The organism is Empedobacter sp. UBA2044, assembly GCF_002333005.1.
Lineage (GTDB): Bacteria > Bacteroidota > Bacteroidia > Flavobacteriales > Weeksellaceae > Empedobacter > Empedobacter falsenii_B.
In genome coordinates this window covers 34,289-61,106 of the sequence record NZ_DDBA01000044.1, presented here as the reverse complement: position 1 = coordinate 61,106, position 26,818 = coordinate 34,289, and the positions used below count along the sequence as shown (strand labels likewise).

At 30.4% G+C, this 26,818-nt stretch carries 26 protein-coding genes; 14 read left to right on the top strand and 12 right to left on the bottom strand.

The genetic code is table 11. The features are described 5' to 3' along the window. Nucleotides 1–24: 24 nt before the first annotated feature. Together B4E59_RS08040 and B4E59_RS08035 are read right to left on the bottom strand one after the other, a co-directional pair. Nucleotides 25–264 (bottom strand): helix-turn-helix transcriptional regulator, encoded by a 240-nt coding sequence (locus tag B4E59_RS08040; protein WP_219035088.1) that lies wholly within the window; start codon nt 262–264, stop codon nt 25–27. Nucleotides 265–546: 282 nt separating this feature from the next. After that, nucleotides 547–1,242 (bottom strand): hypothetical protein, encoded by a 696-nt coding sequence (locus B4E59_RS08035; protein ID WP_291048991.1) that lies wholly within the window; start codon nt 1,240–1,242, stop codon nt 547–549. 174 nt (nt 1,243–1,416) lie between these two features. Between B4E59_RS08035 and B4E59_RS08030 the strand changes: the two genes are divergently transcribed. Both B4E59_RS08030 and B4E59_RS08025 read left to right on the top strand, forming a co-directional pair. Beyond that, on the top strand, nt 1,417–1,944 hold the full coding sequence (locus B4E59_RS08030; RefSeq protein WP_147280012.1) for a hypothetical protein: 528 nt from the start codon (nt 1,417–1,419) through the stop codon (nt 1,942–1,944). 29 nt (nt 1,945–1,973) lie between these two features. Beyond that, the gene (locus tag B4E59_RS08025) at nt 1,974–2,471 is read left to right on the top strand and encodes a hypothetical protein (protein WP_244957947.1); all 498 of its coding nucleotides are present in this window, start codon (nt 1,974–1,976) and stop codon (nt 2,469–2,471) included. A gap of 252 nt (nt 2,472–2,723) precedes the next feature. Here the strand turns inward: B4E59_RS08025 and B4E59_RS08020 are convergent, their stop codons facing one another. Further along, nucleotides 2,724–3,773 carry an acyltransferase family protein gene (locus B4E59_RS08020; RefSeq protein WP_219034896.1) on the bottom strand — a complete coding sequence of 350 codons (1,050 nt, stop codon included), beginning with the start codon at nt 3,771–3,773 and terminating at the stop codon, nt 2,724–2,726. Next, nucleotides 3,773–4,378: an IMPACT family protein gene (locus tag B4E59_RS08015; protein WP_219034897.1), complete on the bottom strand. Its 606-nt coding sequence runs from the start codon at nt 4,376–4,378 to the stop codon at nt 3,773–3,775. The genes B4E59_RS08020 and B4E59_RS08015 overlap by 1 nt, the downstream gene beginning before the upstream one ends. 73 nt (nt 4,379–4,451) lie before the next feature. Here B4E59_RS08015 and B4E59_RS08010 point away from each other — a divergent pair, with 73 nt between their 5' ends. Beyond that, the gene (locus tag B4E59_RS08010) at nt 4,452–4,937 is read left to right on the top strand and encodes a hypothetical protein (protein ID WP_291052412.1); all 486 of its coding nucleotides are present in this window, start codon (nt 4,452–4,454) and stop codon (nt 4,935–4,937) included. 41 nt (nt 4,938–4,978) lie between these two features. Here B4E59_RS08010 and ribD read toward each other — a convergent pair whose 3' ends face one another. From ribD to B4E59_RS07980, 5 genes are read right to left on the bottom strand one after another with little or no spacing between them, the layout of a single operon-like run. Then, complete coding sequence (ribD, locus tag B4E59_RS08005; protein WP_219034899.1) at nt 4,979–6,031, bottom strand: bifunctional diaminohydroxyphosphoribosylaminopyrimidine deaminase/5-amino-6-(5-phosphoribosylamino)uracil reductase RibD; 1,053 nt, start codon at nt 6,029–6,031, stop codon at nt 4,979–4,981. 9 nt (nt 6,032–6,040) lie between these two features. After that, complete coding sequence (locus tag B4E59_RS08000) at nt 6,041–7,903, bottom strand: DUF349 domain-containing protein (protein ID WP_286495758.1); 1,863 nt, start codon at nt 7,901–7,903, stop codon at nt 6,041–6,043. A gap of 54 nt (nt 7,904–7,957) precedes the next feature. Further along, nucleotides 7,958–9,367 carry a VTT domain-containing protein gene (locus B4E59_RS14590; RefSeq protein ID WP_312067109.1) on the bottom strand — a complete coding sequence of 470 codons (1,410 nt, stop codon included), beginning with the start codon at nt 9,365–9,367 and terminating at the stop codon, nt 7,958–7,960. A gap of 10 nt (nt 9,368–9,377) precedes the next feature. After that, nucleotides 9,378–10,688, bottom strand: a complete 1,311-nt coding sequence (murA, locus tag B4E59_RS07985) for a UDP-N-acetylglucosamine 1-carboxyvinyltransferase (protein ID WP_291052409.1) — start codon at nt 10,686–10,688, stop codon at nt 9,378–9,380. Nucleotides 10,689–10,712: 24 nt separating this feature from the next. After that, a complete protein-coding gene (locus B4E59_RS07980; RefSeq protein WP_038336666.1) occupies nt 10,713–11,450 on the bottom strand; it encodes a DUF4290 domain-containing protein in 738 nt (245 codons plus the stop codon). A gap of 359 nt (nt 11,451–11,809) precedes the next feature. Between B4E59_RS07980 and B4E59_RS07975 the strand changes: the two genes are divergently transcribed. After that, nucleotides 11,810–12,589 (top strand): amidohydrolase family protein, encoded by a 780-nt coding sequence (locus B4E59_RS07975; RefSeq protein WP_286495760.1) that lies wholly within the window; start codon nt 11,810–11,812, stop codon nt 12,587–12,589. On the opposite strand, the gene B4E59_RS07970 is transcribed toward B4E59_RS07975, so the two are convergent. Then, complete coding sequence (locus tag B4E59_RS07970) at nt 12,501–12,944, bottom strand: amidohydrolase family protein (RefSeq protein WP_286495761.1); 444 nt, start codon at nt 12,942–12,944, stop codon at nt 12,501–12,503. The two genes, B4E59_RS07975 and B4E59_RS07970, sit on opposite strands and share 89 nt — an antisense overlap. On the opposite strand from B4E59_RS07970, the gene B4E59_RS07965 reads away from it, so the two are divergent. Further along, nucleotides 12,944–13,141 (top strand): hypothetical protein, encoded by a 198-nt coding sequence (locus tag B4E59_RS07965; RefSeq protein WP_286495762.1) that lies wholly within the window; start codon nt 12,944–12,946, stop codon nt 13,139–13,141. The genes B4E59_RS07970 and B4E59_RS07965 overlap by 1 nt on opposite strands. A 188-nt stretch (nt 13,142–13,329) precedes the next feature. Beyond that, nucleotides 13,330–14,208: an alpha/beta fold hydrolase gene (locus tag B4E59_RS07960; protein ID WP_291052404.1), complete on the top strand. Its 879-nt coding sequence runs from the start codon at nt 13,330–13,332 to the stop codon at nt 14,206–14,208. 77 nt (nt 14,209–14,285) lie between these two features. Here B4E59_RS07960 and B4E59_RS07955 read toward each other — a convergent pair whose 3' ends face one another. Together B4E59_RS07955 and B4E59_RS07950 are read right to left on the bottom strand one after the other, a co-directional pair. After that, nucleotides 14,286–15,962 carry a PNGase F N-terminal domain-containing protein gene (locus B4E59_RS07955; protein WP_219034907.1) on the bottom strand — a complete coding sequence of 559 codons (1,677 nt, stop codon included), beginning with the start codon at nt 15,960–15,962 and terminating at the stop codon, nt 14,286–14,288. A 73-nt stretch (nt 15,963–16,035) separates the two neighbouring features. Continuing rightward, complete coding sequence (locus tag B4E59_RS07950) at nt 16,036–17,202, bottom strand: acyl-CoA dehydrogenase family protein (protein WP_115000948.1); 1,167 nt, start codon at nt 17,200–17,202, stop codon at nt 16,036–16,038. Between the two features lie 141 nt (nt 17,203–17,343). Here B4E59_RS07950 and amaB point away from each other — a divergent pair, with 141 nt between their 5' ends. The 8 genes from amaB (at nt 17,344) to B4E59_RS07910 (ending at nt 26,817) form a co-directional block, all read left to right on the top strand. Beyond that, nucleotides 17,344–18,873: an L-piperidine-6-carboxylate dehydrogenase gene (gene amaB / locus B4E59_RS07945; RefSeq protein WP_115000947.1), complete on the top strand. Its 1,530-nt coding sequence runs from the start codon at nt 17,344–17,346 to the stop codon at nt 18,871–18,873. 12 nt (nt 18,874–18,885) lie between these two features. After that, on the top strand, nt 18,886–20,175 hold the full coding sequence (gene lat / locus B4E59_RS07940) for an L-lysine 6-transaminase (protein WP_291052399.1): 1,290 nt from the start codon (nt 18,886–18,888) through the stop codon (nt 20,173–20,175). A gap of 60 nt (nt 20,176–20,235) precedes the next feature. After that, nucleotides 20,236–21,015 (top strand): HAD family hydrolase, encoded by a 780-nt coding sequence (locus B4E59_RS07935; protein ID WP_291048964.1) that lies wholly within the window; start codon nt 20,236–20,238, stop codon nt 21,013–21,015. 144 nt (nt 21,016–21,159) lie between these two features. Continuing rightward, entirely contained in the window at nt 21,160–21,912 is a 753-nt protein-coding gene (locus B4E59_RS07930; RefSeq protein WP_291048962.1) for a GLPGLI family protein, read from the top strand. A 6-nt stretch (nt 21,913–21,918) separates the two neighbouring features. Next, entirely contained in the window at nt 21,919–22,644 is a 726-nt protein-coding gene (locus tag B4E59_RS07925; RefSeq protein WP_291048960.1) for a GLPGLI family protein, read from the top strand. 14 nt (nt 22,645–22,658) lie between these two features. After that, nucleotides 22,659–23,408 carry a GLPGLI family protein gene (locus B4E59_RS07920; protein ID WP_291048958.1) on the top strand — a complete coding sequence of 250 codons (750 nt, stop codon included), beginning with the start codon at nt 22,659–22,661 and terminating at the stop codon, nt 23,406–23,408. A 268-nt stretch (nt 23,409–23,676) separates the two neighbouring features. Then, nucleotides 23,677–24,432 carry a peroxide stress protein YaaA gene (gene yaaA, locus B4E59_RS07915; RefSeq protein ID WP_038336050.1) on the top strand — a complete coding sequence of 252 codons (756 nt, stop codon included), beginning with the start codon at nt 23,677–23,679 and terminating at the stop codon, nt 24,430–24,432. Between the two features lie 66 nt (nt 24,433–24,498). Then, nucleotides 24,499–26,817, top strand: coding sequence for a hypothetical protein (locus tag B4E59_RS07910; RefSeq protein WP_291052396.1), 2,319 nt, complete (start codon nt 24,499–24,501; stop codon nt 26,815–26,817). The last annotated feature ends 1 nt before the right edge of the window (nt 26,818 follow it).

Sequence of the window (26,818 nt, the reverse complement as noted above, 5' to 3'; positions counted from 1 at the left end):
CAGTTTTTTGGATATTGCCTTTATTTACAACGAATTACGACTTTCTATTCCCAAAGTATTGTAAATAACCTTTAAATGATATTTCACGGTATTCTCAGAAATATAGAGTTCAGTTGCAATTTCTTTATTTGTAAATCCTTTCTTCACTAATTCGATGATATCCAGTTGTCTTTCCGAAAGATTATAATCACTTAAAATGATTTTCTTTTCAACTTGATTTGCGTTATTCGAATGATTAATCAAATCAGAAAGTTTATTTCTCATCCGTTCATTTTCATTTTCAACAAGTTTTCTTTTTTCGATGTTTATCTTGTAGAATTTATAAAGAACAATTAATAATATGATTAGAATTGTAGAAATAATAACTAGAAATAATCGGATATTTTTTTGATTTCGAACTTCTAAATCATTTCGTTTATTAATAATTTCTCGTTCTAAATTTTGTAATTTTCCACTTTGATTAATTGCATCATAATCAGTTGCAAGATCATTTACAATTAATCTTGTTTTGTATGCTTTTTCCCAATCTTCATTCTGCGCATAATACTAAGTAAGAGATTCATACATATTCAAAATATAAAGTTTTATACTATAATGTTTTGCATAATACAAACCTTTGTTAAAAGCTTCTAAAGCCTTCTTATTGTCCTTTGTTTCTGTATATAAGTGTAAAAGCTTTCTATAAATATTAGGTAAATGTTTGGGAGATTTTTGCTTCAAAATTTCTATACCTTCCAAATAATCTTTTTCTGCCTGAATATAATTTTTATTTAAACTATTCATTGTGCCTAAAACAGAAATATAAAAGCCATAAGTTTCTGCATCCAAATATTTTAAATTAGATTTATTTACTTTTTGAAGCAATTCCTTAACCTTATCATATTTTAAATAATCAAATTGGATGAAGATTCGTTCAATTAAAACTCTTGTCTCAACTTCGACTTTATATTTCGAACTCTTTAAACCATATTTTTCAGCAACGTTTAAATTTTCTTCTGCTTCTGGATAATTTAATAATGTTTTATACGTAAGATATTTTAACAAATACAAATTATATAAATCGTAATTCGTTACGTTTTTAGAATGTATAATACTATCCAATTTGATAATTGATTTATCAAATGAACCAATTTCATTATAAGATGAAATTTTTTTCTTTAGAATTTCGGAATTTATAGTGTTTCCTGTCCCTACCTGGGTAAAAAATAGAGTAAAGAATATAAAAAGTGTTTTGTTATTCATTTTTATTATATAACTGATATTTAGTAAAGTAATTCAACTACCTGTAGGTAGTAATCGTTAAACTACCTCATAACTACTCCTGCAAAAATAGGAATTTAAGTACTGAATCCTAAAATTTGCAAAGAATTTATTTAGCACATAAATCTGGTGTTAATAGCTAATTATTTATTAAAAATGAAGATTATTTTATCTACTTTATTACTACTGTTGTGTAGTTTAGGTTTCTCTCAAAATTTGGATTACAAAAATTTAAAACAATTTATTGGAAATCGTGTAAATGAGTTAGAGGATTTTTATAAGGTTTCTTCTACATCTATTGAAGATAATTTTGGAAACCAAAAAGTAATGTACAATTCAGTAAAAATTGAACCATATACGTTGAATATTGAGGTTGAAACTGAAGGGAAAAATATAAAGCGTATTGTGGTCAAAAATTCTGAAAATAGAACAAGTTTCTTTAAAAATATTGCAGAAGAAATAGAAAAAGAAGCTCCAATTAAGAAAAACTATAAGACGTATTATATCTCTTTAGTTAAGAACTCTACAAAAAAGAAAATTTATCAAGAATCAATTGATCAATTAATTGATTTATTGAAAAAACCGACCACCAATCTAAAAGAAAATTATGGTTTACTGGAATCTAGTCCTCTAAAAACCATAATTACAATCAACGAAACTGAAAGTATTTTAGAAATCAATTAAAATTAAGTCAATATTTAAAACAATTAACAATGAAAAACATTTTTATTTTAGGGTTAGGTCTTATGGCTTCGCTAGCATTTGGACAAGTAGATAAAATTTACAAACATTCTGGTGAGATTATCGAAGGTCAGATTAAGCGTGTGGGAGAATTTACAGTAGAATATACGTATGATGGAGAAGATGCTATACAGTCTTTGAGTAAATATTCTGTTAATAAAGTATTTTACGGGAAAAGCACTCGTATTGAGGATGTTTCTGATAAAATTGAAATTACTGACGATAAAGATTGGGGGAAAGTGATTATTTTGGAAGATAAATCTTTGGTTGCAGGTTTGAAAAAAGGAGATGATTTAAAATCTAAAACAGGTATGATTAACTTCAGAACTGGAAATGGAAAAGATGAGCGTGCAGAAAAAGTTTTAAAACAACAAGCTGCAGAAGTTAGATGTCCATTTATTCTACTATTATCTGATAAAATGACAGGTAAATCGGCAAAGAAAACAGGAAGTTGCTACAAGTACCAGTAATAGGATTACTAAGAACTTTTAACTATATAATGTACTATTAATTATTTGACAAATAAGTCGTGGTAACTCGCGGCTTATTTTCTTTTAAAAAATGAACAAAGAAATAGTGTATTCACGAAAACGCAAACGAACTACAAATTTTGGTTCAAAAAAAATAAATTACTTAGATATTTTGATTGTTGTTTCAATTATTATTGTCACAATCTCAGTTATAATCAACTATTTGAATTAATTTTTTAGAAATACTCGCTACTACTTCACTTTATCTTTGATCCACTTCGCAACGGGTTTCTCAAAATATTCAAACGTTAATGCACTTAAAATTAAAGCAATTACGAAATAAATTCCAATTTTCTGAAAATCATTGATTTTCGGTAAATATTGATTTCCATATTTTATCACAATCATATGAATCATATAAAATGCAAAACTAATTTCACCTAAATAAACCAATGTTTTATGTTGAAGAATTCTCGAAAAGAAACCTTTTTGTAAAGCAAAAATTAGGACAATTCCAACCATCGGAATCCAATAATAAATTCCGTAACGAAAAGCTCTCGCAACATCATTGTGGAAGTAGAAAAAGATTGCCAAAACAGCAATTGCAGCGATTTCTATTAAAGTTCCTCTCGAAAAATTGATAGGCGTATCTTTTATCTTTTTATAGATTTGACAGGTAATAATTCCTAAAATAAAATCGAAACTGCGAACAATTGGATTGATGTAAAAAATCGCTTTTTCCAATTTCATATTTGTTCTGAAATAAGGTTCTGCAAAAATAATAATCGGAATAATTAGTAATAAAATATATTTCAGTTTCGGGAATTTATGCAACCAAATCACATAAAAAGGAAACATCAAATAGAAAAATAATTCGGTCGAAATACTCCAGGAAACGTTATTAATAGAGAAATAAAAATCTTTTACCGGAATATAAGATTGCAATAAAAATAAGTTCGCACCTGCAATATCCCAATGAAAATAACCTTGCCAAACATTGATGATAACAAATGGTAACATGACACAAAAGGTTAGGACATGAAGTGGATAAATTCGAGCAATTCGCGCGATATAAAACTTCTTTTTATCAAAATTTGGATTGTCGATGACTTTCTTTTCGTAATTAAGCGCTATAACAAATCCGCTTAAAATAAAGAAAAAACCAACACCAAGATAACCTTCGAAAAAGACGTTATTTTTTAGATAATTATACCAAGCTAAATCAGTTTTTACAAACGTTAAATGGCTTAAGAAAACGACAAAAGCAAAGAAAAAACGTAAAGAAGTTAAGCTATTTAGCATTAGTCAATAATTTTAATTTCCATTTGATAATATTCGTCAAACATGCGAATAAATTCTTCCAATTTACTTTCTCTTACTGAAATTGTAAACATACATTTATCAGAAAAATGTTTGTCTTTAATTTCTCCAGAAATCCGATAGACATTGCGTTCTACAATTCCTTGTTGATCATAGTTAAAAACCATTTTCACACGTTTTGAAACAAATTTTTCTACAATATTTGCTTCTTCTAACACAACTTGTGCCGCATATTTATAGGCTTTTACCAAACCAGGAATTCCTAATTTTGTTCCACCAAAATAACGTACAGAAACAATTAAAACATTGGTGATTTCGCTTGATAAAATTTGATTATAAATTGGTAAACCAGCCGAACCATTTGGCTCACCGTCATCATTTGCACGATGATTTTTACCATCTATACCAAGAGCGTACGCGTAACAATGATGATTTGCATCGGGATGAATTTCGCGTAATTGATCCAAATAAATTTTGATGTCATCTTCATTTTCAATTGGATAAGCAAAATTAATAAACTTACTACCCAATTCTTTGAAAATTACATCTTCCACCGCTTTCTCGATTGTACGATAATTGTCCGTCATGTTGTATTGAAAAGTAGCGCAAAGATAGTTTAAATAGTACTTTTAAAGAAAAAAGGTTTTATATTTATGAATGATGAAAAAATTTAATATAAATGAAAGCTTATTTATTTTTATTCATACTAATGTGTTCGAGTATTCTTTTTGCCAGAGTATTTCAAAGAAGGAATTTAAAAGGATCATTAATAATTCAATGATAGATTATAATTATAGAATTATTACAGATAATCAAGATAGTATGTTTTACAAAACTGAAAATCTGAAGATTTATAATAGTTCAATTGGAAAATCTAAATTTCAATTTCGTCGTACAATAGAATTTAGATTTTTGAAAAATAATAAAGTAAATTTAATTGATTGCCAAAATTGTAATGAACCATCATTTTGCTATGTAACAAAAAAACAAAATATTTTTAATTATAAAATTGATAATGTTGGTGGGAAATTAATATTTAAGCTACAAAATAAATTTTATAAAATGAGTTTTCTTGTTGAATCAATAAATAACATAGAATTTGAGAAGAATAAATTTTCTGAAATAATTATTAAACGAAAATTTTAATAAATTCAAATAAATCATAAATAAAAAAAGAACCTTAAAATCTAAGGCTCTTCAATTTCTATTCTATTTTCGAAAATATTTAATTCATCATTCAGAAAACGATGTTTTTCAGTTCGTGTTCCTTTCAGTCGAGGAGCTAAAATTCCTTCATTCCAAATAGTATCCGAGCTCAAAATTCGTGCTTCATCCCACAAATCAGCATCAATAAAATGTCGTATGGTATCACTTCCACCTTCAATAATTAAGGATTGAACATTGTTTTCGTATAAATAATCCATCACTTGTGGCAATATTTTTTGCGTAAAATCTAATTGAACAAGTTCTAAATTTTCTTCAGAACAATTTTCAATCGAATTGAAAATTACAGTAGGTTGTGTTTGATCAAACAAATGGAAACTTCTCGGAATCGCTAAGTTTTTGTCAATCGCAATTCTCAACGGATTATTTCCTTTCCATAATCGTGTGTTAAGTTGTGGATTATCAATCAAAGCGGTGTTTTTTCCAACCAAAATAGCTTGTTCTTCCGTTCGCCATTTATGTACTAACTGTTTTGTATATTGGTTTGTAATCCACAATTGTACATCATCACGCCCCATGTATCCGTCTTCTGTTTGCGCCCATTTTAAGATAATATATGGACGTTTTTTCTGATGAAATGTTATAAAACGCTTATTGAGTTTGATACATTCTTTTTCCAAAACACCAAGCGTTACATCAACACCATTTTTCAACAAACGTAAATAACCTTGCCCATTTACTTTCGCAAAAGGATCTAAAGTTCCAATTATGACTTTTGGAATTTCTTTTTCTATAATCAAATCCGCACAAGGAGGCGTTTTTCCGTGATGCGAACAAGGCTCTAACGTAACATATAACGTAGATTCTTTTAATAATTCTTGATTTTTAACCGAATTAATAGCGTTCACTTCGGCGTGCGGTCCGCCATATTCTGACGTAAAACCTTCGCCTATAATTTTGTTGTTATGTACAATAATAGAACCAACAAACGGATTAGGATATGTTGTTCCTAACCCGTTTGTTGCAATTTGTATACAACGAGCCATATATTGCTCATCGATAGATTGTTGTGTCATGCCTAAAAATTATGCATTAAAATCAATATTGAATAATGTTTTCAGTTTGATTTCTGCTTCAATTAATTTTTTACGTTTATCGTCAATTTGTTTGTAAACGTCTTTTAATAAAGGATTATTCTCATTTGCATTCGAAAAGAAATGTACATTATTATCCAATTGATTGATTTCTTTTTCTAAATCCTCAATTATTTTACGTGTTTTTCTAATCTCGTCATCCAATAAATTTCCATTATTTCCAGATTTTACTTTATTGACAAATGATTTCAACTTATAATCGTTCAATTCATTTTTAGAAAGATTTAAAGCATCTAATTTTTTGTGGTAAACATCTGTAAATTCTTGATTGATTGAAGTTTTTTCTGATGGAACTTTTCCTAAACTTGTCCAATTATGTTGGATTTCTTCTAGTTGTTTCAACGCCTCTTCTTTGTTTTCAGAAATCGTTTGATTTTTGAAATCGTCTAAGAAAGCTTGTTTCTTTTCTAAATTTTGTTCCATTTTTTGATTCGCTTGTTCGTGACGTTTTTTGTAACGATCAAAGAATTGATTACATGTATCTTTGAATTCTTTCCAGATTTTGTCTGAATTTTTTCTTGGAACATGTCCAATTTTTTTCCAATCATTTTGGATTTTTTTAATCACTTGTACAGAAGCATTCCAATCCGTGCTTTCCGTATGTTGTTTTGCAATTTCTAACAAAGCCAATTTCTTTTCAAGATTCAGTTGTTGCTCTGATTTTAGATTTTTATAGAAATCATTTTTGATGTGATTAAATTGTCTTGTCACTTCTTTGAAAGCTTCCCAAGTTGCAGAATTTTTATCTTTCGGAACACGTCCAATTGTGATAAAGTTCTCACGCAAAGAGTTTATTTCAGAAATAGCTTTTTGCCAATCGCCATGCGATTTTGTTGTTGCTTGCTCAGAAATTTCTTTGATACGAGCGATAATTTGATTCTTCTTTTCTAAATTATCTTTTTGCTCTTGTTTTATTTTTTCATTCAATTCCCCTTTACGGTCATGAATTTTATTTGTTAATTCTTTGAATTTTTGCCACGTTGGTTCGCGCAAATCTTCTTGTACAGGGACGGCTTCTTCTTTCCATAAACGATGCAAATATTGCAATTCATTCAAAGCTTTTTGCACGTTTTGCTCTCCAATTAATTCTTCTGCACGTTTAATAATCGATTGACGAACTTCCAGATTATGTGCATAATCCAATGTTTGCAATTCCTTATTCATATCCAAATATGTGTAGAAATTATCTAAGTGGAAAAAATAATTTTTGAATACATTTTCAGCATTTTTGCTCGGAATTCTTCCTGCATTGTGCCAACGAGTTTTTAACTCACGAAATTTCTTGAACATTGCCGCCGAAGAATCACTTGGTTCTTGATACAAGGCTTTCAATTCGTCAATAATTTCTAAACGTTCCTTTAAATTATCAGATTCCTTTTTTTCGTTTTCTTTATGAAAAACTGCTAATTGATTTTTAAAATCGTTGTAAACAGCGTTAAATTTTGCTCTAAAAGATGTTTCGTATTTAAAATCTAATTCATCACCACCTTCACTTAAGAAAGCTTCTTTTTTTGCAGCTTCATCTTCTTCTAATTTAGTTTTGAATGCATCACGAATTTGATTAAAATGCTCGCGAATCTCTTGAACATCATATTTGCTTAATAGATTTTTTGCTTCGTTAATCAAAACATCAAAACTAAATTTTTCGTAATCTTTGAACGAAATATCGCTTATTTTTTCTTGGTTCGTTAACTCTACCGTTTTGTAAGATTCCGTGTTAGAGTCGTTTGTATTTGCAGGTTTAGGTAATTGTTCTCCGTCTGCATTTTGCAGGTTATCCATTTCAGTATTCATAAGAAATTAAGTTTTGTTTCTCAAATCTAATAAAATTTGAGGACAATATCAAGTCTATTTTGTACGATTATTCCAAATTTCCCAAGCTTTTTCGGCTTGTAGAACCAACATTTCGTGACCATTTTTTATTTTGGCTCCATTTTGTTGACCATTTTCTAAAAATTTTGTCAATGGTGGATTGTAAATCAAGTCGTACAATAAATGATTTTCGTTGATAAATTGGTAGGGTAGAAGTGGAGCGATTTCAGTATTTGGAAAAGTACCAGCTGGCGAACAATTCACAATAATTTGATGATTATGAATGATTTCTTTATTTAATTCATCATATGAATAATGATTTTCAGTTTTTGTTCTTGAAACTATTTTATATTCAATTTTCAATAAATCAAGAATATAAAAAACCGCTTTTGCAGCACCTCCATTTCCTAACACCAATGCTTTTTTATGATGAGGTTCTAAAATAGGTTCTATCGAATGATGAAAACCATAACAATCTGTATTATGCCCGATTCGTTTTCCATCTTGTATCAAAACTGTATTAACCGCACCAATTGCTTTAGCTTCTGGTGATAATTCGTCCAAAAATGGAATGATTTCTTGTTTGTAAGGAATTGTAACATTAAAGCCCACTAAACCTTCGGTTTCGAATACTTTTTCTACTTCATCGATTTGCTGTAAATCAAAAACATTGTAGACAGCGTCTACAATGTTTTCGTTTTTAAATTTTTCAGCAAAATAAGATTTAGAAAATGAATAGGAAATATTTCTTCCGATTAATCCAAATTGTCTTTCTTCTGTTTTATTTTTATTGAATTGAGCTTTCACAATTCGGATAATCAACGGCATATTCGCCAATAATATAATTCCGAAAATGAATTTCTCTAAATTATTTTTTACAATGTCAAACTGACCTAATGTGTGTCCCAAAAGAGAAATAACACCAACCCAAAGTACCGCGCCTATAAAACTATAGGTAATAAATGTGCGATAATTAAGGTTTGTAACACCGCAAATAAATGGAATTATTGTACGAACAACAGGCATAAAACGAGCGATAATAATTGCTTTTTTACCATTTTCGTTAAAAAATTCTGTTGCTTTTTCGATATGTTTCTTTTTAAGAAACCACGAGTCTTTTCGTCCTAAAATCCAGCCACCAAATTTTCGTCCAACATAATAATTTACGTTATCACCAAGAATTGCTGCAACCATCAGTAATGGAATAATATATTCGATATGCAAATGGTTTTGATCATCGCTTGCTGCAATCATTCCAATCGAAAAGATTAGTGCATCTCCAGGTAAAAAAGGCATTAAAAATGACATGATAATTAAGCCTGTTTCAGCAAAAATTATCAAGAATAAAATAGCATATATCCAATAACCGTAATTATTGATAATGTCCATTAATACCTTGTCTGGGCGTTGAACAAAATTAGTGATAAACTCAATAATAGATTGCATTTTTTATTTTTTAAGCTCTAATTATATCAGCTCCAATAGCACGTAAACGTACATCGATATCTTCATAACCACGGTCAATTTGATCGATATTATGAATAACAGTTTTTCCTTTTGCAGAAAGGGCAGCTATCAATAAAGACATACCAGCACGAATATCTGGAGAAGTTAATTCGGCTCCTTTTAAAGGAGTTTCGTGATTAAGACCAATAACAGTTGCGCGATGTGGATCACATAAAATAATTTGCGCTCCCATATCAATTAATTTATCCACGAAGAATAAACGAGACTCGAACATTTTTTGGTGGATCAAAACGCTTCCTTTTGCTTGAGTGGCAATTACCAAGATAATTGATAATAAATCTGGTGTAAATCCTGGCCAAGGCGCATCAGAAATTGTTAAGATAGAACCGTCAATAAAACGCTCGATTTCGTAATGTTCTTGTGCTGGAATATAGATGTCGTCATCACGACGCTCTAATTTGATTCCTAATTTTTTGAACACATCTGGAATAACACCTAAATTCTCCCACGAAACATTTTTGATTGTTAATTCAGATTTTGTCATGGCAGCTAAACCAATCCATGATCCAATTTCAATCATATCTGGTAAACATGTATGTTCAGTTCCGCCTAACTTCTCAACTCCTTCAATCGTTAAAAGATTCGAAGATATTCCAGAAATTTTAGCACCCATTCGGTTCAACATTTTACACAATTGTTCAATGTAAGGCTCACATGCAGCGTTGTAAATAGTTGTTGTTCCTTTTGCTAAAACTGCAGCCATAATAATATTTGCAGTTCCTGTTACAGAAGCTTCTTCCAATAACATATAAGAACCTTGCAATCCGTTTTCGTCTACTTCTACACCGTAGAAATCTTCGTCTGGATTGAAGCGATATTTTGCTCCTAACGCAAAGAAACCTTCGAAGTGCGTATCTAAACGACGACGCCCAATTTTATCTCCTCCAGGTTTCGGCATAAAAGCTTCTCCGAAACGAGCTAAAAGTGGTCCCATTAACATGATTGATCCACGTAATGCAGCACCATCTTTACGAAATTGTTTTCCTTTTAAATAATCTAATCGTAATTCGTCGGCTTGGAAAGTAAAATCTCCTTTTCCATTTTTTTGTGTTTTTACGCCTAAATCACCCAAAATTTCAATCAAACGATTGACATCTCGGATGTCTGGAATATTTTTAACACGAACTTGTTCATTGGTTAATAAAACCGCACATAAAATTTGTAGTACTTCATTTTTAGCACCTTGCGGAGTAATTTCTCCTTTCAAAGGTTTCCCTCCCTTTATTTGAAATGTAGCCATTTAGTTGTATTAAATAGTTTTGATTTAACCTTTATTGTTTCGAACGTTTTGGTTTCGATTGTTGTTATTTTGATTATTTCGGTTATTGTTGTTTTGACGATTATTCGAATTTTGGTTATTATTTCGATTGTTGTTATTTTGATGATTACGATTATTGTTTTGGTAACTTCTATTGTTTTGATTGTTGTTTGAATGATTATTATTCGAATTTAAACGATCAGGAGAAACCAAATGATCATCAACTTTTCTCAAATCAATTTTACCATCAGATAATTCGTACAAATGATTAAAAATAACTTGATCATCAACAGTATCTTTATTCCAAAGTAAATAACATTTTTTCATGTGATTGGCAATCGCAAAGTACAAACCTTCGCGTTTTTCGCCTTCTTCCCACGTTACAGCAACATCAATCATTTTACGAATATTGTTTCCGTAATATCTGTATTTATAGATGCTTTTTGGATATTCTACTTTATTTGGTTTACTATTTACCGTATCTTTTTTTGTCGGAATTGGATAAGGAGATTTTACATCCAAATCAAATTCTGCCATGATAAAAAGTTGATCCCAAAGTTTATGTTGAAAATCTGGTACATCGCGCAAGTGAGGATTTAATTCTCCCATTACTTCAATTATAATTTCGGCAAATCCGTTGCGTTCTGTTTCGTCTGTTATTGTTTTACAATGATTTACCATTTCTTGAATATGACGACCATATTCTGGAATAATCAATTGCGAACGAAGTGTATTATATTCCATTAAATTTTCTAATGTATTGGTTACAAATTTACAAAATTCTATCCGATTATTTGGGTAGAAAAGGTGTATTGATTGCTAATTTTTTATTAAATTTTATTCCTTAACAAACGATTATAGTCGGAAGAAGATAAGCCGTAAAACAAGATTTTGTCTATTTAATTCAAAACAGTTAAAAATCTTTATCACCAAGGAAAATTAAGTTAAAACCTTTTGGTTGTCAACAAATATAGTATTTTCTTTTAATAAAAAGTAAATTTGGGTTTTTGTTTGAATGATTTAAATGAATATATTTTTAATTTAAACTTTATCCTCAAATTACACGCATTCAACGTATCTTTAGGGCAATTAAACAATAAATTATGAAAATAAAGTCGATAATAGCACTTTTTTTTCTCGCTACCACTTTTACTTTTGCTCAAACAAAACAGATTTTAATTGAAAATGTTAGAATTTTAGATCATCAAACTCAAGCATTAACATCGCCGATGAATGTTTTGGTTTCTGGGCAAAAAATTGAAAAAATTAGTTCTGCAAAAATTTCTTCACCTAATCAAGACGTTGTAAAAATTAATGGAGGAGGAAAAACGTTGATGCCAGGTTTGATAGATGTTCATGTACACATGGTATTTGGTTCATTGACGATGGCGCAAATGATGTCGCCAGATATGTCCGAAGAAATGTTAATGAATAAGGTTGGCGAAGCTTCCCACAAAATGTTGATGCGTGGTTTTACGAGTGTTCGTGATGCTGGTGGGCCAATTTTTCCCTTGAAATTAGCCATCGATAAAGGTAAAGTTGCAGGGCCTAGAATTTGGCCTTCGGGTGCAACGATTAGTCAAACAGCTGGTCACGGAGATTTTAGAACTCCTGATGAACGTTCGCGTCGTTTTTTTGGTAAAGCATCTCGTGCAGAGGAATTAGGAGCTACTTTTATTGCTGATGGAAGAGATGAAGTTTTGACTGCAACAAGAGAGAATTTACGTTTTGGTGCGAGTCAAATCAAATTAATGGCAGGTGGAGGAACGTCTTCTGCTTATGATCCGATTGATGTTACACAATATACTTTTGACGAAATGAAAGCTGCAGTTGATGCTGCTGAAGATTGGGGAACGTATGTAATTCTCCATTATCTTGCGTAACCATCTTTAAAATTTCGGCATTTGTAAACCATTTTTGAAGACGTAATATGTAACTATTTTGATCATCATTCAACTCAGGTTCAAACAAGAAATCCGTTCCCCATGCAAGCTTCACACCAAGTTTTTTTGCTAAAGGCCAAACTTTATCTTGACCATCCAAAACTGGTTTACGTTTTTCTTTTCGCTGCTCGTCCATGTTTTCATTATTATCCATCAAATTTTGAAGGCTTAACCAAACTCCTTTTTTGGCAAGAATTTTTAATGTTTCTTCATCTAACATTTGACCATGCTCAATTGACTTCACTCCTGCTTCCACAGCACGTTGCACAGCTCTCGGCGTATAGGCATGTACCATTGTTGCAATTATCTGGTTTAAGAAGTCCATATCCAGGGAAATTAGGCGTTGTTGAAGAACAAGCTTTAGCCGATTTGATTTTGGTTGATGGAAATCCGTTGAAAGATTTATCATTAATTGCTAATCCTGATAAAAATTTTTTAGTGATTATTAAAGATGGACAGATCTATAAGAATACAATTAAAACTAAAAAGTAAAATTATCGTACATCATAAAAAAAACGAGGTTAATTTTTATTTTACCTCGTTTTTTTAGTTGTAAAAATTAGAAATTTTAGATCTTATTTATTAGCTTGAAATTTGTTGAAAAAGTCAATGGTTTATTTATAAAAAATATTGATTTTGAATGAGTAAAACTGTAAATTAATAATTAAATCTTAATAAAAATGTCAATACTAGAAAATATTTATTATAGAGTAATTCTTCCAGAAGATGAGATTAAAGCAACACTGATAATTGTCCATGGTATGCAAGAACATAGTGGGCGATATGAGAATTTTGCAAAGTATTTGACGGACAAAGGAATTCTAGTTTTGTTATATGATCATTTAGGACATGGAAAAACAGCGAAAATAGAAGAAGATTATAGTTTTTTTAGTTTAGATAGTCCAACAGAAAAACTGATTGAAAATACTAAAATTATGGTAAAATGGTTAGAAGATCAATATCCTTTATTACCACATTTTATTTTGGGGCATTCAATGGGATCGTTTATAACACGTTGCCTACTTCAAGAATATGGAAATCATTTTGATGGTGCTATAATTATGGGAACAGGAGGTAGAATTCCTGGAATTAAATTATTGAGTAGTTTTTTAAGTCTTCTAAATAAATTGATTCCTCATAAAAGAAGTAAATTACTTAATATTATTTTTTTAAAATCAAATAATAAATATTTTAAAAATGAAGAAAATTTTTATGAAACTAATTGGCTTAGTTTAGATGAGTTAAATCGTTTAAATTTTCTGAAAGATCCTCTTTGTGGAATACCTTTCACTGTTAATGGTTTTTATACTTTGATTAATTTAAATATACAAGCAACAAAAAAGAATTGGACAAAAGCTATACCGCAATCTTTACCTATTTATTTTGTGAGTGGAGCAGATGATCCAATTGGTGATTTTGGTAAAGGAGTTTTGCAATCGTATAAAGATTTAGAGCAAAATGGTTTTGAAAAAGTTTCAATAAAATTATATCCAAACTTGAGACATGAAATATTGAATGAATCTATTAAAGAGCAAGTTTATCAAGATATTGTATTGTAGATTGGTTAACGGTTTTGATAAATCATAAAAAAATAGAGCAAAAAGACGTTTAATAAATCTTTTTGCTCTAAAAAAAACTATTCTCCTAAAAGAACACCAGAAACATTCCAATAACTGAAACTATTTCCTTCAGGTTTTCCTTGCGGTATTTTTACTTGTATACTATGTTTTCCGGCTTTTAAATTGCCTAAATCTATGAAGTATGGATTTGTGATTGTTCCAGGACACCAATTAGAACGGCTATAATCTGATGATGATAAACCATTATCAAAATTACCAGAAGCAGGATTATAAGCGCGATACGAACCACAATCTTGTCTCCAAGGAACTATATTAAATACTTTTTGTCCATCAAGAAAAATACTATTTTCTTTTGGAACAAACTCATCTCCATTTTCCCAACCGCCATGTCCAGTTGTTGTAAATCTTAATTTAGCATTGTTGTAATCTTCTTTCAGCGTGAATTCTACCGTAAAACCATTCGGATTTTCGAATAAAGTAGGGTATTCTTGTCCAGCCATTTCCATCACATTTGCAGTGTTGAAAATTGGTAAAGCCTTTTTAATTGGCATTGTTGTAGAACCTGATGGATGAACAGAAATATTGGCAGAAATAATATGTCCGCCTTGATCATAATTTCCAATAAAGAAACCGATTAAAACCTCTTGATTAGATAATAAACCTTGGAATTCTGTGATTTCTTGACGATATTTTGCTTCGGTTTCCCAAGTTTGATTTTTTAATTGAATATGATTGAATTTTTTGATTCCAAAAGGTGTGAAAAATCGCATTAATTCTATCGTTGGTGAATAATTTTCAGTTAAAAAATAACCTTGATATTTTTTATTATTTGCTGATGTATAAATTGGTAATTGATTGATTCCTTTTTGTAAACCATCCATAAATGTAATTTTAGAATCACGTGGAATCAAAAATACAGAACCTGTTCTATCGTAAGCATCACCATTTGATTGTTGCGAAACATTTAAGAAAACTTGGCTTCCTACTTTAATTTGAGGAATTTTAATTTTTCGAATTACAACAGTTCCATTTGCAAAGCGATAAATTGAATCATTTGACGAAAAATCTTTACTAAAATTAACTTGTTGATGTGATAAAAGCGGAATATCGACAAATTTACTTTTCCAAATAATATCTTTATATGTCAATAAATCAACTCGATTTTGATGCAATTCTTTTTGAATAAATTGACTTGGAATCAAATCTTTTTCACGTTCTATTTTTGAAGCTCGAATGGTTGAATTATTATTTCGAGTAAGTTCTAAAACAAACCCCAAATTCATTCCAACCATTGTTGGTGAGGCATTCAAATCCATATTGTCAACAAACCAAACGTCTATTGTATTCGAATTGATATTTGTCGTCGCCTTTTTACAACGTAAACCTAAAATTCGTTTCGTTTCTTTAGAAATTGTGAAAACAGATTTATTAAACGCAACCGAATCATTTGTAATGATAGAATTAGTCGGATCAAATTGTGTAATCAAGGAAATAATTGATGGATTTGTTTTGGTATAATAAAACATTTCATCAGGATAATTTGATGAATAACTAAAACTTTGTTGCTTTCCAATAACTGTTTCTTTTGTATTAGCAATAACTTGTATGGGGTTATTTTCTTCGACTTTTTTTCCATTCGAAAAGCGTTCATACGTAATTTTGTAGGTTTCCTGCGCATCAAGAATAATAGCCTGAATACAAAAAATAATAAGTAGAATTGATTTCAATTTCATGTGTGATAAAATAAAAAAGGTTTACAAACGAATTGTAAACCTATAAAATTATCTGATTGTATGGAAAAATATCTTACACAAAAGCATTAATTCCTGTCACATCTGCGCCAGTTATTAGTAAATGGACATCATGTGTTCCTTCGTAAGTGATTACAGACTCAAGATTTGCAGCATGTCGCATCATAGGGAAATCGCCTACAATTCCCATTGCACCAATGATTTGTCGTGACTCTCTCGCAATATCGATAGCCATTTTTACATTATTTCGTTTTGCCATTGATATTTGTTCAGGCGTTGCTTTATTTTCGTTTTTCAGTGTTCCTAATCGCCAACATAACAACTGAGCTTTCGTTATTTCTGTAATAAATTCAGCTAATTTTTTCTGCTGTAATTGATAAGAAGCAATCGGTTTTCCAAATTGTGTTCGTTCTAATGAATATTTTAAAGCTGATTCGTAACAATCAATTGCAGCACCAATTACACCCCAAGAAATTCCGTATCTAGCAGAATTTAAACAAGATAATGGTCCGCGTAAACTACTCACTTCTGGTAAAATTTGAGATTCTTCAATCTTCACATTTTCGAAAACTAATTCACCTGTTTTTGAAGCTCTTAATGACCATTTATTCAAAGTTTCTGGTGTTGTAAAACCTTGCATACCGCGTTCTACAATTACACCACGAATTTTTCCTTCTTCATCTCTTGCCCAAACAACTGCAATATCACAAATTGGTGAATTTGTAATCCACATTTTTGCTCCATTTAAGATATAATGATCACCATTTTTTGTTAAACGAGTTTCCATTCCGCCTGGATTTGAACCATGATTTGGTTCAGTTAATCCAAAACTTCCAACGAATTCTCCTGAAGCTAATTTTGGTAAATATTTGCGTTTTTGTTCTTCTGATCCAAAAGAAAAAATTGGATACATCACTAACGAAGATTGTACTGATGCAGCAGAACGAACAGCCGAATCGCCGCGTTCTAATTCTTGCATGATTAATCCGTACGACATTTGATCCAAGCCTGCACCTCCATATTCTTCAGGAATATAAGGTCCTAAAGCACCAATTGCACCTAATTTTTTCATTAAATCTGGAATATCTTTATGATGTTGCGCGGCATCATCTATCACAGGTTTTATTTCGTTATCCACAAAATCTCGAACAGATTGACGAATTAATTTATGTTCTTCGGTTAATAAATCATCAATCTTAAAATAATCTGTAGTTGAATTCATTTTATGCGGTTTTATTTTATTAAATCTAACGATTATTCATTAAATTAAAAATTATTCTGAATAATATTTATTAAAAATTTTAATTTATGAAACTTTTGACTAATTTAGGTAAAAGTTAAAAACACAAAATAACACAAAAAAATGATAGAAAACGAATTAAAAGAATTAGGTATTTCTTCCGAAAATCTTGGAACATCAACAGGAAATACTTGGTTTGGAAAAGGTGAAGAGCTTTCTTCTTACTCGCCAGTAGATGGAAAATTGATTGGAAAAGTAAAATCATCAACAAAAGATGATTATGAAGAAGTGATAAAAGAGGCACAAGTTGCTTTCAAAGAATGGCGAATGGTTCCTGCTCCGAAACGTGGAGAAATTGTGCGTCAATTTGGAGATAAACTTCGTGAGAAAAAAGCTTCCTTGGGAAAATTGGTTTCGTACGAAATGGGAAAATCCTATCAAGAAGGTTTGGGTGAAGTGCAAGAAATGATTGACATCTGTGATTTTGCAGTTGGATTATCGCGTCAATTATATGGTTCGACAATTCATTCGGAAAGACCTTTGCATCGCATGTACGATCAATATCATCCGCTTGGAGTTGTCGGCGTTATTTCTGCCTTCAACTTTCCAGTTGCTGTATGGTCTTGGAATACGTGTTTAGCGATGGTTTGCGGTGATGTTGTTGTTTGGAAACCAAGTGAAAAAACGCCTTTATGTGCAGTTGCATGTCAGCATATTTTAGCAGAAGTTTTAAAAGCAAATAATATTTCAGAAGGAGTTTCTTCTTTGGTGATGGGCGATAAAACAATTGGAGAATTGATTGCACAAGATTCCCGTGTGGCTTTGGTTTCTGCAACAGGTTCTACGCGAATGGGAATTGAAGTGAATAAAGTTGTTGCAGCTCGTTTGGGTAAAACAATTTTAGAATTAGGTGGAAATAATGCGATTATTGTTACACCAGATGCTGATCTAAAAATTATGTTGACTTCGGCTGTTTTTGGTGCAGTTGGTACGGCTGGACAGCGTTGTACAACAACAAGGCGTTTGATTGTTCATGAATCGATTTATGATAAAGTAAAAGAATCGTTAGTAAATGCTTACAAACAGATAAAAATAGGTAATCCGTTGGATATAGCAAATCATGTTGGACCGTTGATTGATAAACATGCGGTTGAAATGTATTCAAAAGCATTAGAAAAAATTAATGAAGAAGGAGGAAAGATTATCGTTGAAGGAGGAATTTTAGAAGGAAATGGTTTTGAAAGCGGTTGCTATGTAAAGCCTGTTATTGCTGAGGTTGAGAATCATTTTGATATTGTTCAACATGAAACTTTTGCTCCAATTTTATATTTAATCAAATATTTTGGAGATGTGTTAAATGCAATTGAAATTCAGAATAATGTGGCACAAGGTTTATCGTCTTCTATTATGACAAATAATCTTCGTGAAGCTGAATTATTCTTGAGTCAGCAAGGCTCTGATTGTGGAATTGCAAATGTAAATATCGGAACTTCTGGAGCTGAAATTGGCGGCGCTTTCGGTGGAGAAAAGGAAACTGGAGGTGGGCGTGAGTCAGGTTCGGATGCTTGGAAAGCGTATATGCGACGACAAACGAATACAATTAATTATTCGACAGAAGTGCCATTGGCGCAAGGAATTAAGTTTGATTTTTAAAAATTTACAGAGATGAGTACAGTACACGAAAGATTAGCAAAACATATATTGGCAGATGGATATCCGATTGTAATGGATATGGATAAGTCGCATGGATCCTATGTTGTAGACGAAAATGGCATTGAATATTTGGATTTATTTTCAATGTTTGCTTCGACTGCGATTGGTTATAATCATCCACATTTGATGGCGAAAATAGATTTTTTAGGTCGAAATGCAGTCAATAAACCTGCGATGTCAGACATTTATACAAAAGATTACGCCGATTTAATTGATACATTTGAGCGTGTAGCGATGCCGAAAGAATTGCAATATTTATTTTTTATTTCTGGTGGAACATTGGCAGTAGAAAATGCATTGAAAACGGCTTTTGATTGGAAAACAAGATTAAACTTTTCGAGAGGAATTGAGAAAGAAGCAAGTGATGTTATTCATTTTAAACAAGCTTTTCATGGGCGTTCTGGTTATACATTATCGCTAACGAATACGAAAGATCCTCGTAAATACGAATATTTTCCAAAGTTTGATTGGCCAAGAATTGAAAATCCAAAACGAATTTATCCTGTTACAGAAGATAATTTATGCAAGGTTGTTGAGGCTGAAAAACGTGCGATTGAACAAATTGAAAATGCTTTAGAAACACGCAAAAATAAAGTTGCTTGTATTATTATTGAGCCGATTCAAGGTGAAGGAGGAGATAATTATTTTCGAAAAGAATTCTTTCAGAAATTGAGAGAAATTTGTGATAGAGAAGAGATTTTATTGATTTTTGATGAGGTACAAACAGGAATGGGAATGACTGGTAAAATGTGGGCTTTTCAGCATTATGATGTGATTCCTGATGTGATTTCGTTTGGAAAGAAAACACAAGTTTGTGGAATTTTAGCGAATAAAGAAAAGTTAGATCAAATTCCGAATAATGTTTTCAAGGAATCAAGCCGTATTAATTCGACTTTTGGTGGAAATTATATCGATATGTTGCGTTTCAAATTAATTTTAGAAGTGATTGAACAAGAAAAATTAGTTGAAAATGCGGAAGAGAAAGGAAAATATATTTTATCAAAATTGAATGAAATCGCAAAAGAAACGAAGAAAATTCATTCGATTCGTGGATTAGGATTGTTCATTGCGTTTGATTTTTCATCAGATTTGGATCGTTCAGAATTCATCAAAACATGTTTCGAAAATCATATGATTATTCTTCCTTGTGGTGAAAACTCGGTGCGAATGCGTCCTCATCTCAATATTTCCGAAGAAGATACCAATAAAGCAATAGAAATTATTAAATTAGCATTAAAATAAACAGCAAAAGCAACCAAACAAAGGTTGCTTTTTTAATTTTGTAAAAGATAAAACTAAAGTATGATAGATTCTTTTTTCTTCGATTTTGACGGAACATTACAAGGTTTTGAAAACCATGAAATCAGTGATTCGACAATCGAAGCGTTGAAATTATTGAAACAAAAAAACAAAAAAATATACATCGCAACAGGACGAAATATGGTGGATATGCCTGAGCATATTTTTGATTATGGTTTTGATGGTTACATCAATAATAATGGAGGAATGTGCTCCGACGAAAACCGTCAATCATTTTTTGTAGATTACATCAACCCTAATGATATAGAGGCTTTGTTACAATATGATGATGAAAATCCTTTCTCATTTTCGTATATGACGAAAGAAGCGTTTAGTATCAATCGTGTGAATGAGAATGTAGAAAAATCGTTTGCTTATTTTGGAATGGAACTTCCAGAAGTGGTTGATCCTCGAACTTTGCCGAAAGATAATATTATGCAAATGAATTTTTTTGTGAACGAAGAACAAGAAGATTATTTGATGAAAAATGTGTTGACAAACAGTGTAGGAACACGTTGGATAGAATATTTTGCTGATATAAATCCGAAAAATATTAGTAAAATGCGTGGAATAGAGCGAATGGCTGAACGCGATAATTTAGATTTAACTAAAACAATGGCTTTTGGTGATGGTGGTAACGATATTAGTATGTTGAAAGGTTGTAAAATAGGCGTAGCAATGGGCGATGCGAAAGAGAATGTTCGTGAAGCGGCTGATTATTATACAACTTCTGCAGATAATCACGGAATATGGAATGCACTGAAACATTTTGAGGTAATTTAGAAACTTATTTTAATTTTTAGAAAAAAAATCCAGCCTAAGTTGGATTTTTTTTCTTTTCATAATGTTGTGTTAATTACGCATTCTATTGTTGTAGAATTAAAAAATAAAAATTATTTTAGAGTATTAATTAAAAACTACAATATAATGAAACAATTATTACTAGCTGGATTTTTACTTTTTTCGAATTTTGGTTTTGGGCAAGAAAAGCTTATTGTCGATTATAAATATGATATAAAGCATGATGAAGAAAAAATAAAGGAGTTTGAAAGAGAGCAAGCACAAAAAGGAGGAGGTACAATAAAAATTGGAGGGTCTCCAAATATTTATTATCAATTAGAATATAGTGATCATCAGTCCGTTTACAAAAAAATAGAAACCATTAATAATGATCAAAATGGTAGCTCTATGGGGGCTTTTTCAATTAATATTGGAGGAGAATATAAAGCTTTGATTAATGAAACAAGTAAGAAAGAGTTTCGTCAAGAAGTCGTTTTAGATAAACAGAATTTTATTGTGGTTACGCCATATAAAGACTATGAATGGAAAATTACAGATATTGAAGATACGATTTTGGGTCACAAAGTAAAAAAAGCTATTGGTAATGATAAAGGCAAGCAAATAGCAGCTTGGTTTGCACCAGATATTAAGGTTGATGCAGGACCAAATCAAGTGAATGGATTGCCAGGTTTGATTCTGAAAACGGTGAGCGAAACGGGTGGTAAATTTGGTTCGATTATGACTTATGAAGCGGATAAAATTACCTTAAATCCTAAGAAAATGTCTAAAACTAAACCTATGAAAGGTGAAGAAATAACACAAGAAGATTTTAAAAAATTGCAAGATGAATCTCGTCAAAAAATGAGAGAATCTTTTTCAATAGGAGTGGATAAAAAATAATTTTGAATGAAATATTTAGTAATTTTTATAAGCCTTTTTTCTATTGTGTTACAAGCACAAGATGCATTAGAAATTGAATACGAGGAGGTTTCTATTCCTCGTCTTTTTGGGAAGGATGGAAAGGAAGAAAAATTGGGTGATGATTTTATAAAAGCACTTTCTGTTCCAAAAAATTATGTACTACAAATAGAAAAAGGAAAAAGTGTTTTTTCTAAGATTGAGAAAATTAATAATTCTCAAGGGAATGCGTTAGTTACGATGTATGGTATTTTTTCGTATAATTTTGAACAAGATTTCAATCAAAATAAAATGAAACAAGAATGGATGATAGAGAATAAAAAATACCTTGTAACTGATACCATTTCGACACATTATAAATACGAATTAACGCAAGAAAAATCGACTTATTTGGGTTTTGATGTTAAACAAGCAGTTGTAAAATATAATGACAATAATAAATCAATCATTTGGTACGCACCAAGTTTACCCAAACGTTTTGGTCCAAAAGAATTTATTAATCTTCCAGGTCTGGTATTAAAAATAGAATCTATTCGAAATGGAATTATTGATCCATCTTATTCTTTGAAAGCAACTTCTGTTACAACAAAAGATCATTTAGAATTTAAGAAATTATTCAAGGCTAAGGAAATTTCTAAAGCCGAATTTGAAAAGCTGAAAGCTGATTATAACCAACAAAGTTCGAATGAACACCAAGGTGTAGATAAAGATTAACCTAAATAAAAATTATGAAAAAATTATTATTGATTGTATTAAGCAGCTTATGTTATTTTGCAAATGCGCAAGATGTTTTAGAGGTAGAATATGATGTATATACAGTATATGACGCAAGTAAAACTCAAGGTTCAGTTACAATTGACAACCGAAAATTAAGTAGAGATGAAACGATTAGATACTTTACTGAACAAATGAAAATTCCTAAACCTTATATTTTAATAACAAATAAAACGGCTTCTAATTATAATCAAAAACCAACACTAAATAGTGGAAATTCAGTAAGCTACAGTAGTAATCAAGGAAATGGATTATATTACAAAAACTTACTTGAAAACTTTTATATGCACGAATCGGTTGGCTTTGGGATGGATCGAATTATCAAAGATTCTATTCCTAAAATTAATTGGACTATAACGCGCGACAAGAGAAAAGTCTTAGGCTTTGATGTTCGTAAAGCAACTGCAAAAATCAATAAAGAAGAGTTTACAGCTTGGTTTGCTACTTCTTTGTCTTTTCCTTCGGGACCTGATAAGTATATGGGATTACCTGGTTTGATTTTAGAATTAGAAAGAAAAACGAACGACGATGCTGATATGGTTATTACTTATAATGCAACATCTGTAAAAGAAGCTAAGAAAAATGTAACAATAAATCAACCAAAGAAAGGGAAAATTGTTGATTTCAAAACGTATAAAGCAGAAATGGATGCTTTTTTTAAGAAACAACAAGAAATGAATAGCCAAGGAGTAGATAAAGATTAAGTTTATAGTATAGAGAACAATAAATAAATCAACCAAAGGAAAACAGATAAGTCAGTCAGATTTCGAAAAAATGATTGACGAAGAAAACCGAAAATTTAATTAAATCCTTTTTGATATTAATTAATAGTTATTTATAATCTGTGAATATTTTTAATCAATATAATTACACTTTTTCTAAAGCAAACAATTCTTATCTTTGTTAAAGAAGAGTTGAATTAGATTTTATTCTAACAGAATACTTTTTTTATTAATTAAGATTTTTTGATACATGAAAATATTACTTTCGCCAGCGAAGATGATGAATTTGGAAACGAATGCTAAATGGAGAGCAACAACACCTCAATTTTTAGAACATTCGCAAAAAATTATGGATGTTATGAAAGAGATGAGTACAACTGATCTTGAAAAATTAATGAAAATTTCGAAAGATATTGCAGAAATGAATGTGGAGCGTAATCAGGTTTGGAATGTTAAACCTACTGCGAAACAAGCTATTCCAGCAGCTTTAGCTTTCAAAGGTGAAGTGTATAGAGGTTTGAATGCTGAGACGTTAAACGACGAAGCACTTGATTATTTCAATAAACATGCATTTTTGTTATCTGGGCTTTATGGAATGTTGCGTCCTTCGGATAAAGTAATGTTGTATCGCTTGGAAATGGGTTCGAAATTAGATGTTCATGGTTCGAAAAATTTGTATGGTTTTTGGAAAGAAATTTTGACACCTTTTCTAAATTCGAAACTAAAAAAAGGAGAATTTATCTTAAATTTAGCAAGTAATGAATATGCTAAAGTTTTGGATAAAAAATCGTTAAAAGTTCCGATGATTGATGTAGAGTTTCAAGATTACAAAAACGGTGAATTGAAAAAAATCATGATGTATTTTAAACATGCTCGTGGTGCAATGGCGCGTTATTGTGCAGAAAATAAAGTTGAAACTTTGGATCAAGTGAAAGCATTTGACGTGGATGGTTATCGTTTTGATGAGAACCTTTCTACCGAAGAAACTTTGGTATTTACAAGATAATGACTAAAAAAAATAATAACTTGAAGACTGCTTTATTAGTAGTCTTTTGTTATTTTTAAATCATATATGAAAGAAAATTTTATCGATAAATTACCCATCAAAATTATTTACTCGTTCCAATCGCTGATTGAAGAATTAGAACGATCTGAATACAACTTTGGAGAGTTTAAAGCTTTTTTAGAATATCTGAAAGCTACTCGACCAGAGTTGATTGATGGTGTTGAAACATTTGAAGATTTTCAGAAAATTATTAAAGATGTTGAGCCAATTATTGAGAAAATTATTCCTAAACCATTTGTAAAATATAATTTAAAAGCGATAACTTTTCCTTTTTCTGACAAATTTATTTTTGCAACAGATCGACTTAAAGAGTTGATTGATAATAATGAATCACGACTAAAATTCAATTTTGAAGATTTAGATTATGATACATTATATAAGTTTTGTTGTTGCTTCATCTTATCGAAATATTATCATAAAAATTTAGATTTTAATCTATCAAATCAGTTGGTGATAGACAATCAAAATGGCTACAGAATTTATCTTGGGACTGATATAAACCATGATTATTTTCGTATTTATCCATCCGAAGATAAATTTAAATTGACTGAAGATGAAATTGAAGAGTTGTTGAATAATTATGAAGATACAGCTTTGTGGATGAGAAAAATTCCAATTGGATCTTGGATTGCAAAAGGGTTTAATCTTGTTTCATTTTTTGATAATACGACTGAAATTGCACTTTCTAACTTAAAATCTAAATTATTATCTTATGGAGAACCTTTTAATATTGTTCGAAATGATATTATTTCTGCATTAAAATCTATTTTTAGAATCAATAATTTAGAAGTTGGTTTTTCGGCTTATAATTCGGATAAAAATCAATTGGAAATTAGTCATTTATTACAATTGAATGATAGTTTATTGATTGATAATCATAAAAAAATAAAACTGAATCAAATTTTTTGTGCTGATTTAGAGAACAAAATATCGAAATCAGATTATTATGTTGTTTCTAATATTGACGCAGCTTTGGAGAAGTTTCCGCAAGATAAAATGTTGAGAATGGCAAATGAATCTGGTCTGAAAAGTTTGATTCTTTATCCATTGAAAAACGGAAAATCTCATTTAGGTATTTTAGAAATAGGCTCGAAAGAAGCTGGAGTTTTCAATCGAATTAATGCAAACTTTTTGCGCGAAATCACGCCTCTTTTAGAAGAATCTATTTATCGCTATACGGTAGAGTTTGAGAATCAAATCAATGCTTATATACAAACCGAATATACGTCGTTGCATCCAAGTGTAGATTGGAAATTTAGAGAAAAAGCTCGCGAACATATATTGCATCCGGGAAATACAAAACAAAAATTGCAGATCTCTTTTCAAAATGTATATCCAATTTATGGTGAATTGGATGTGAGAAATTCGTCAGTGATTCGAAATCAATGTTTAAAAATGGATTATACTAATCAGATTAATTACTTGATTTTGATTTGTAACGAGTTATATAATCGTACAAAAAAGAATAAATTTTTGGATTATATTGACGATTTGACTGATTTTTTGCAACGAATAGATAATGTAGATAAAATCTATTTCGAAAGCGAATTATTTGATTACATTACGTTGCATATTCATCCTGAAATTCCCAAATATGTAAAGGACAATGAGAAATCAATTATCGAAGAATATCTAAAAAAATTAGATTCTACAACGGGATTATTTTATGTAGATCGCAAAAAATTTGACCAAACAATTGTAATGACAAATTCACTTTTGTCGAACAAATTAGATACTTTTCAGAAAGATGCTCAAGGTGTATTTCCGCATTATTACGAACGTTTCAAGACAGATGGAATTGATTATAATTTGTATGTTGGACGAAGTATTGCGCCGTTCAAAAAATTCTCCTATCAAAATATTCGTGAAATTAGATATTGGCAATTACAGGCGATGATTTCGATGGAGCAATCGTATAAAGAAATTCAGAAAAAAACACCGCTAAAAGTAGAGGTTGCTTCGTTGATTTTTGCAACGAATACCACTATAGATATTTTGTTCAAATTAGATGAGAAACGTTTTGATGTTAATGGATACAACAATGCAAAATATGAAATAATTAAGAAAAGATTGAGTAAAGCTTTTGTGAAAGGAACAAATGAACGAATCAATTTGCCACACAAAATTTGTATTATTTATACCGAAGATATCCTAAAAGAAGAATACTCAAATTATATCAATTTATTAATTGATAAGAAATTTTTGAAAAAAGATGTTGAATATTTGGAAATTGATGATTTGCAGGGTATAAGCGGTTTGCAAGCAATTAGAGTTTCGATTAATTATAAAAATAAACTCGAAAAATATACTAAAATAGAAGAATAAA

Excerpts from the sequence above, each read along its gene's own strand:
- B4E59_RS08040 (WP_219035088.1), bottom strand. The coding sequence starts at position 264 with ATGAGAAATAAACTTTCTGATTTGATTAATCATTCGAATAACGCAAAT.
- B4E59_RS08035 (WP_291048991.1), bottom strand. The coding sequence starts at position 1,242 with ATGAATAACAAAACACTTTTTATATTCTTTACTCTATTTTTTACCCAG.
- B4E59_RS08030 (WP_147280012.1), top strand. The coding sequence starts at position 1,417 with ATGAAGATTATTTTATCTACTTTATTACTACTGTTGTGTAGTTTAGGT.
- B4E59_RS08025 (WP_244957947.1), top strand. The coding sequence starts at position 1,974 with ATGAAAAACATTTTTATTTTAGGGTTAGGTCTTATGGCTTCGCTAGCA.
- B4E59_RS08020 (WP_219034896.1), bottom strand. The coding sequence starts at position 3,773 with ATGCTAAATAGCTTAACTTCTTTACGTTTTTTCTTTGCTTTTGTCGTT.
- B4E59_RS08015 (WP_219034897.1), bottom strand. The coding sequence starts at position 4,378 with ATGACGGACAATTATCGTACAATCGAGAAAGCGGTGGAAGATGTAATT.
- B4E59_RS08010 (WP_291052412.1), top strand. The coding sequence starts at position 4,452 with ATGAAAAAATTTAATATAAATGAAAGCTTATTTATTTTTATTCATACT.
- ribD (WP_219034899.1), bottom strand. The coding sequence starts at position 6,031 with ATGACACAACAATCTATCGATGAGCAATATATGGCTCGTTGTATACAA.
- B4E59_RS08000 (WP_286495758.1), bottom strand. The coding sequence starts at position 7,903 with ATGAATACTGAAATGGATAACCTGCAAAATGCAGACGGAGAACAATTA.
- B4E59_RS14590 (WP_312067109.1), bottom strand. The coding sequence starts at position 9,367 with ATGCAATCTATTATTGAGTTTATCACTAATTTTGTTCAACGCCCAGAC.
- murA (WP_291052409.1), bottom strand. The coding sequence starts at position 10,688 with ATGGCTACATTTCAAATAAAGGGAGGGAAACCTTTGAAAGGAGAAATT.
- B4E59_RS07980 (WP_038336666.1), bottom strand. The coding sequence starts at position 11,450 with ATGGAATATAATACACTTCGTTCGCAATTGATTATTCCAGAATATGGT.
- B4E59_RS07975 (WP_286495760.1), top strand. The coding sequence starts at position 11,810 with ATGAAAATAAAGTCGATAATAGCACTTTTTTTTCTCGCTACCACTTTT.
- B4E59_RS07970 (WP_286495761.1), bottom strand. The coding sequence starts at position 12,944 with ATGGTACATGCCTATACGCCGAGAGCTGTGCAACGTGCTGTGGAAGCA.
- B4E59_RS07960 (WP_291052404.1), top strand. The coding sequence starts at position 13,330 with ATGTCAATACTAGAAAATATTTATTATAGAGTAATTCTTCCAGAAGAT.
- B4E59_RS07955 (WP_219034907.1), bottom strand. The coding sequence starts at position 15,962 with ATGAAATTGAAATCAATTCTACTTATTATTTTTTGTATTCAGGCTATT.
- B4E59_RS07950 (WP_115000948.1), bottom strand. The coding sequence starts at position 17,202 with ATGAATTCAACTACAGATTATTTTAAGATTGATGATTTATTAACCGAA.
- amaB (WP_115000947.1), top strand. The coding sequence starts at position 17,344 with ATGATAGAAAACGAATTAAAAGAATTAGGTATTTCTTCCGAAAATCTT.
- lat (WP_291052399.1), top strand. The coding sequence starts at position 18,886 with ATGAGTACAGTACACGAAAGATTAGCAAAACATATATTGGCAGATGGA.
- B4E59_RS07935 (WP_291048964.1), top strand. The coding sequence starts at position 20,236 with ATGATAGATTCTTTTTTCTTCGATTTTGACGGAACATTACAAGGTTTT.
- B4E59_RS07930 (WP_291048962.1), top strand. The coding sequence starts at position 21,160 with ATGAAACAATTATTACTAGCTGGATTTTTACTTTTTTCGAATTTTGGT.
- B4E59_RS07925 (WP_291048960.1), top strand. The coding sequence starts at position 21,919 with ATGAAATATTTAGTAATTTTTATAAGCCTTTTTTCTATTGTGTTACAA.
- B4E59_RS07920 (WP_291048958.1), top strand. The coding sequence starts at position 22,659 with ATGAAAAAATTATTATTGATTGTATTAAGCAGCTTATGTTATTTTGCA.
- yaaA (WP_038336050.1), top strand. The coding sequence starts at position 23,677 with ATGAAAATATTACTTTCGCCAGCGAAGATGATGAATTTGGAAACGAAT.
- B4E59_RS07910 (WP_291052396.1), top strand. The coding sequence starts at position 24,499 with ATGAAAGAAAATTTTATCGATAAATTACCCATCAAAATTATTTACTCG.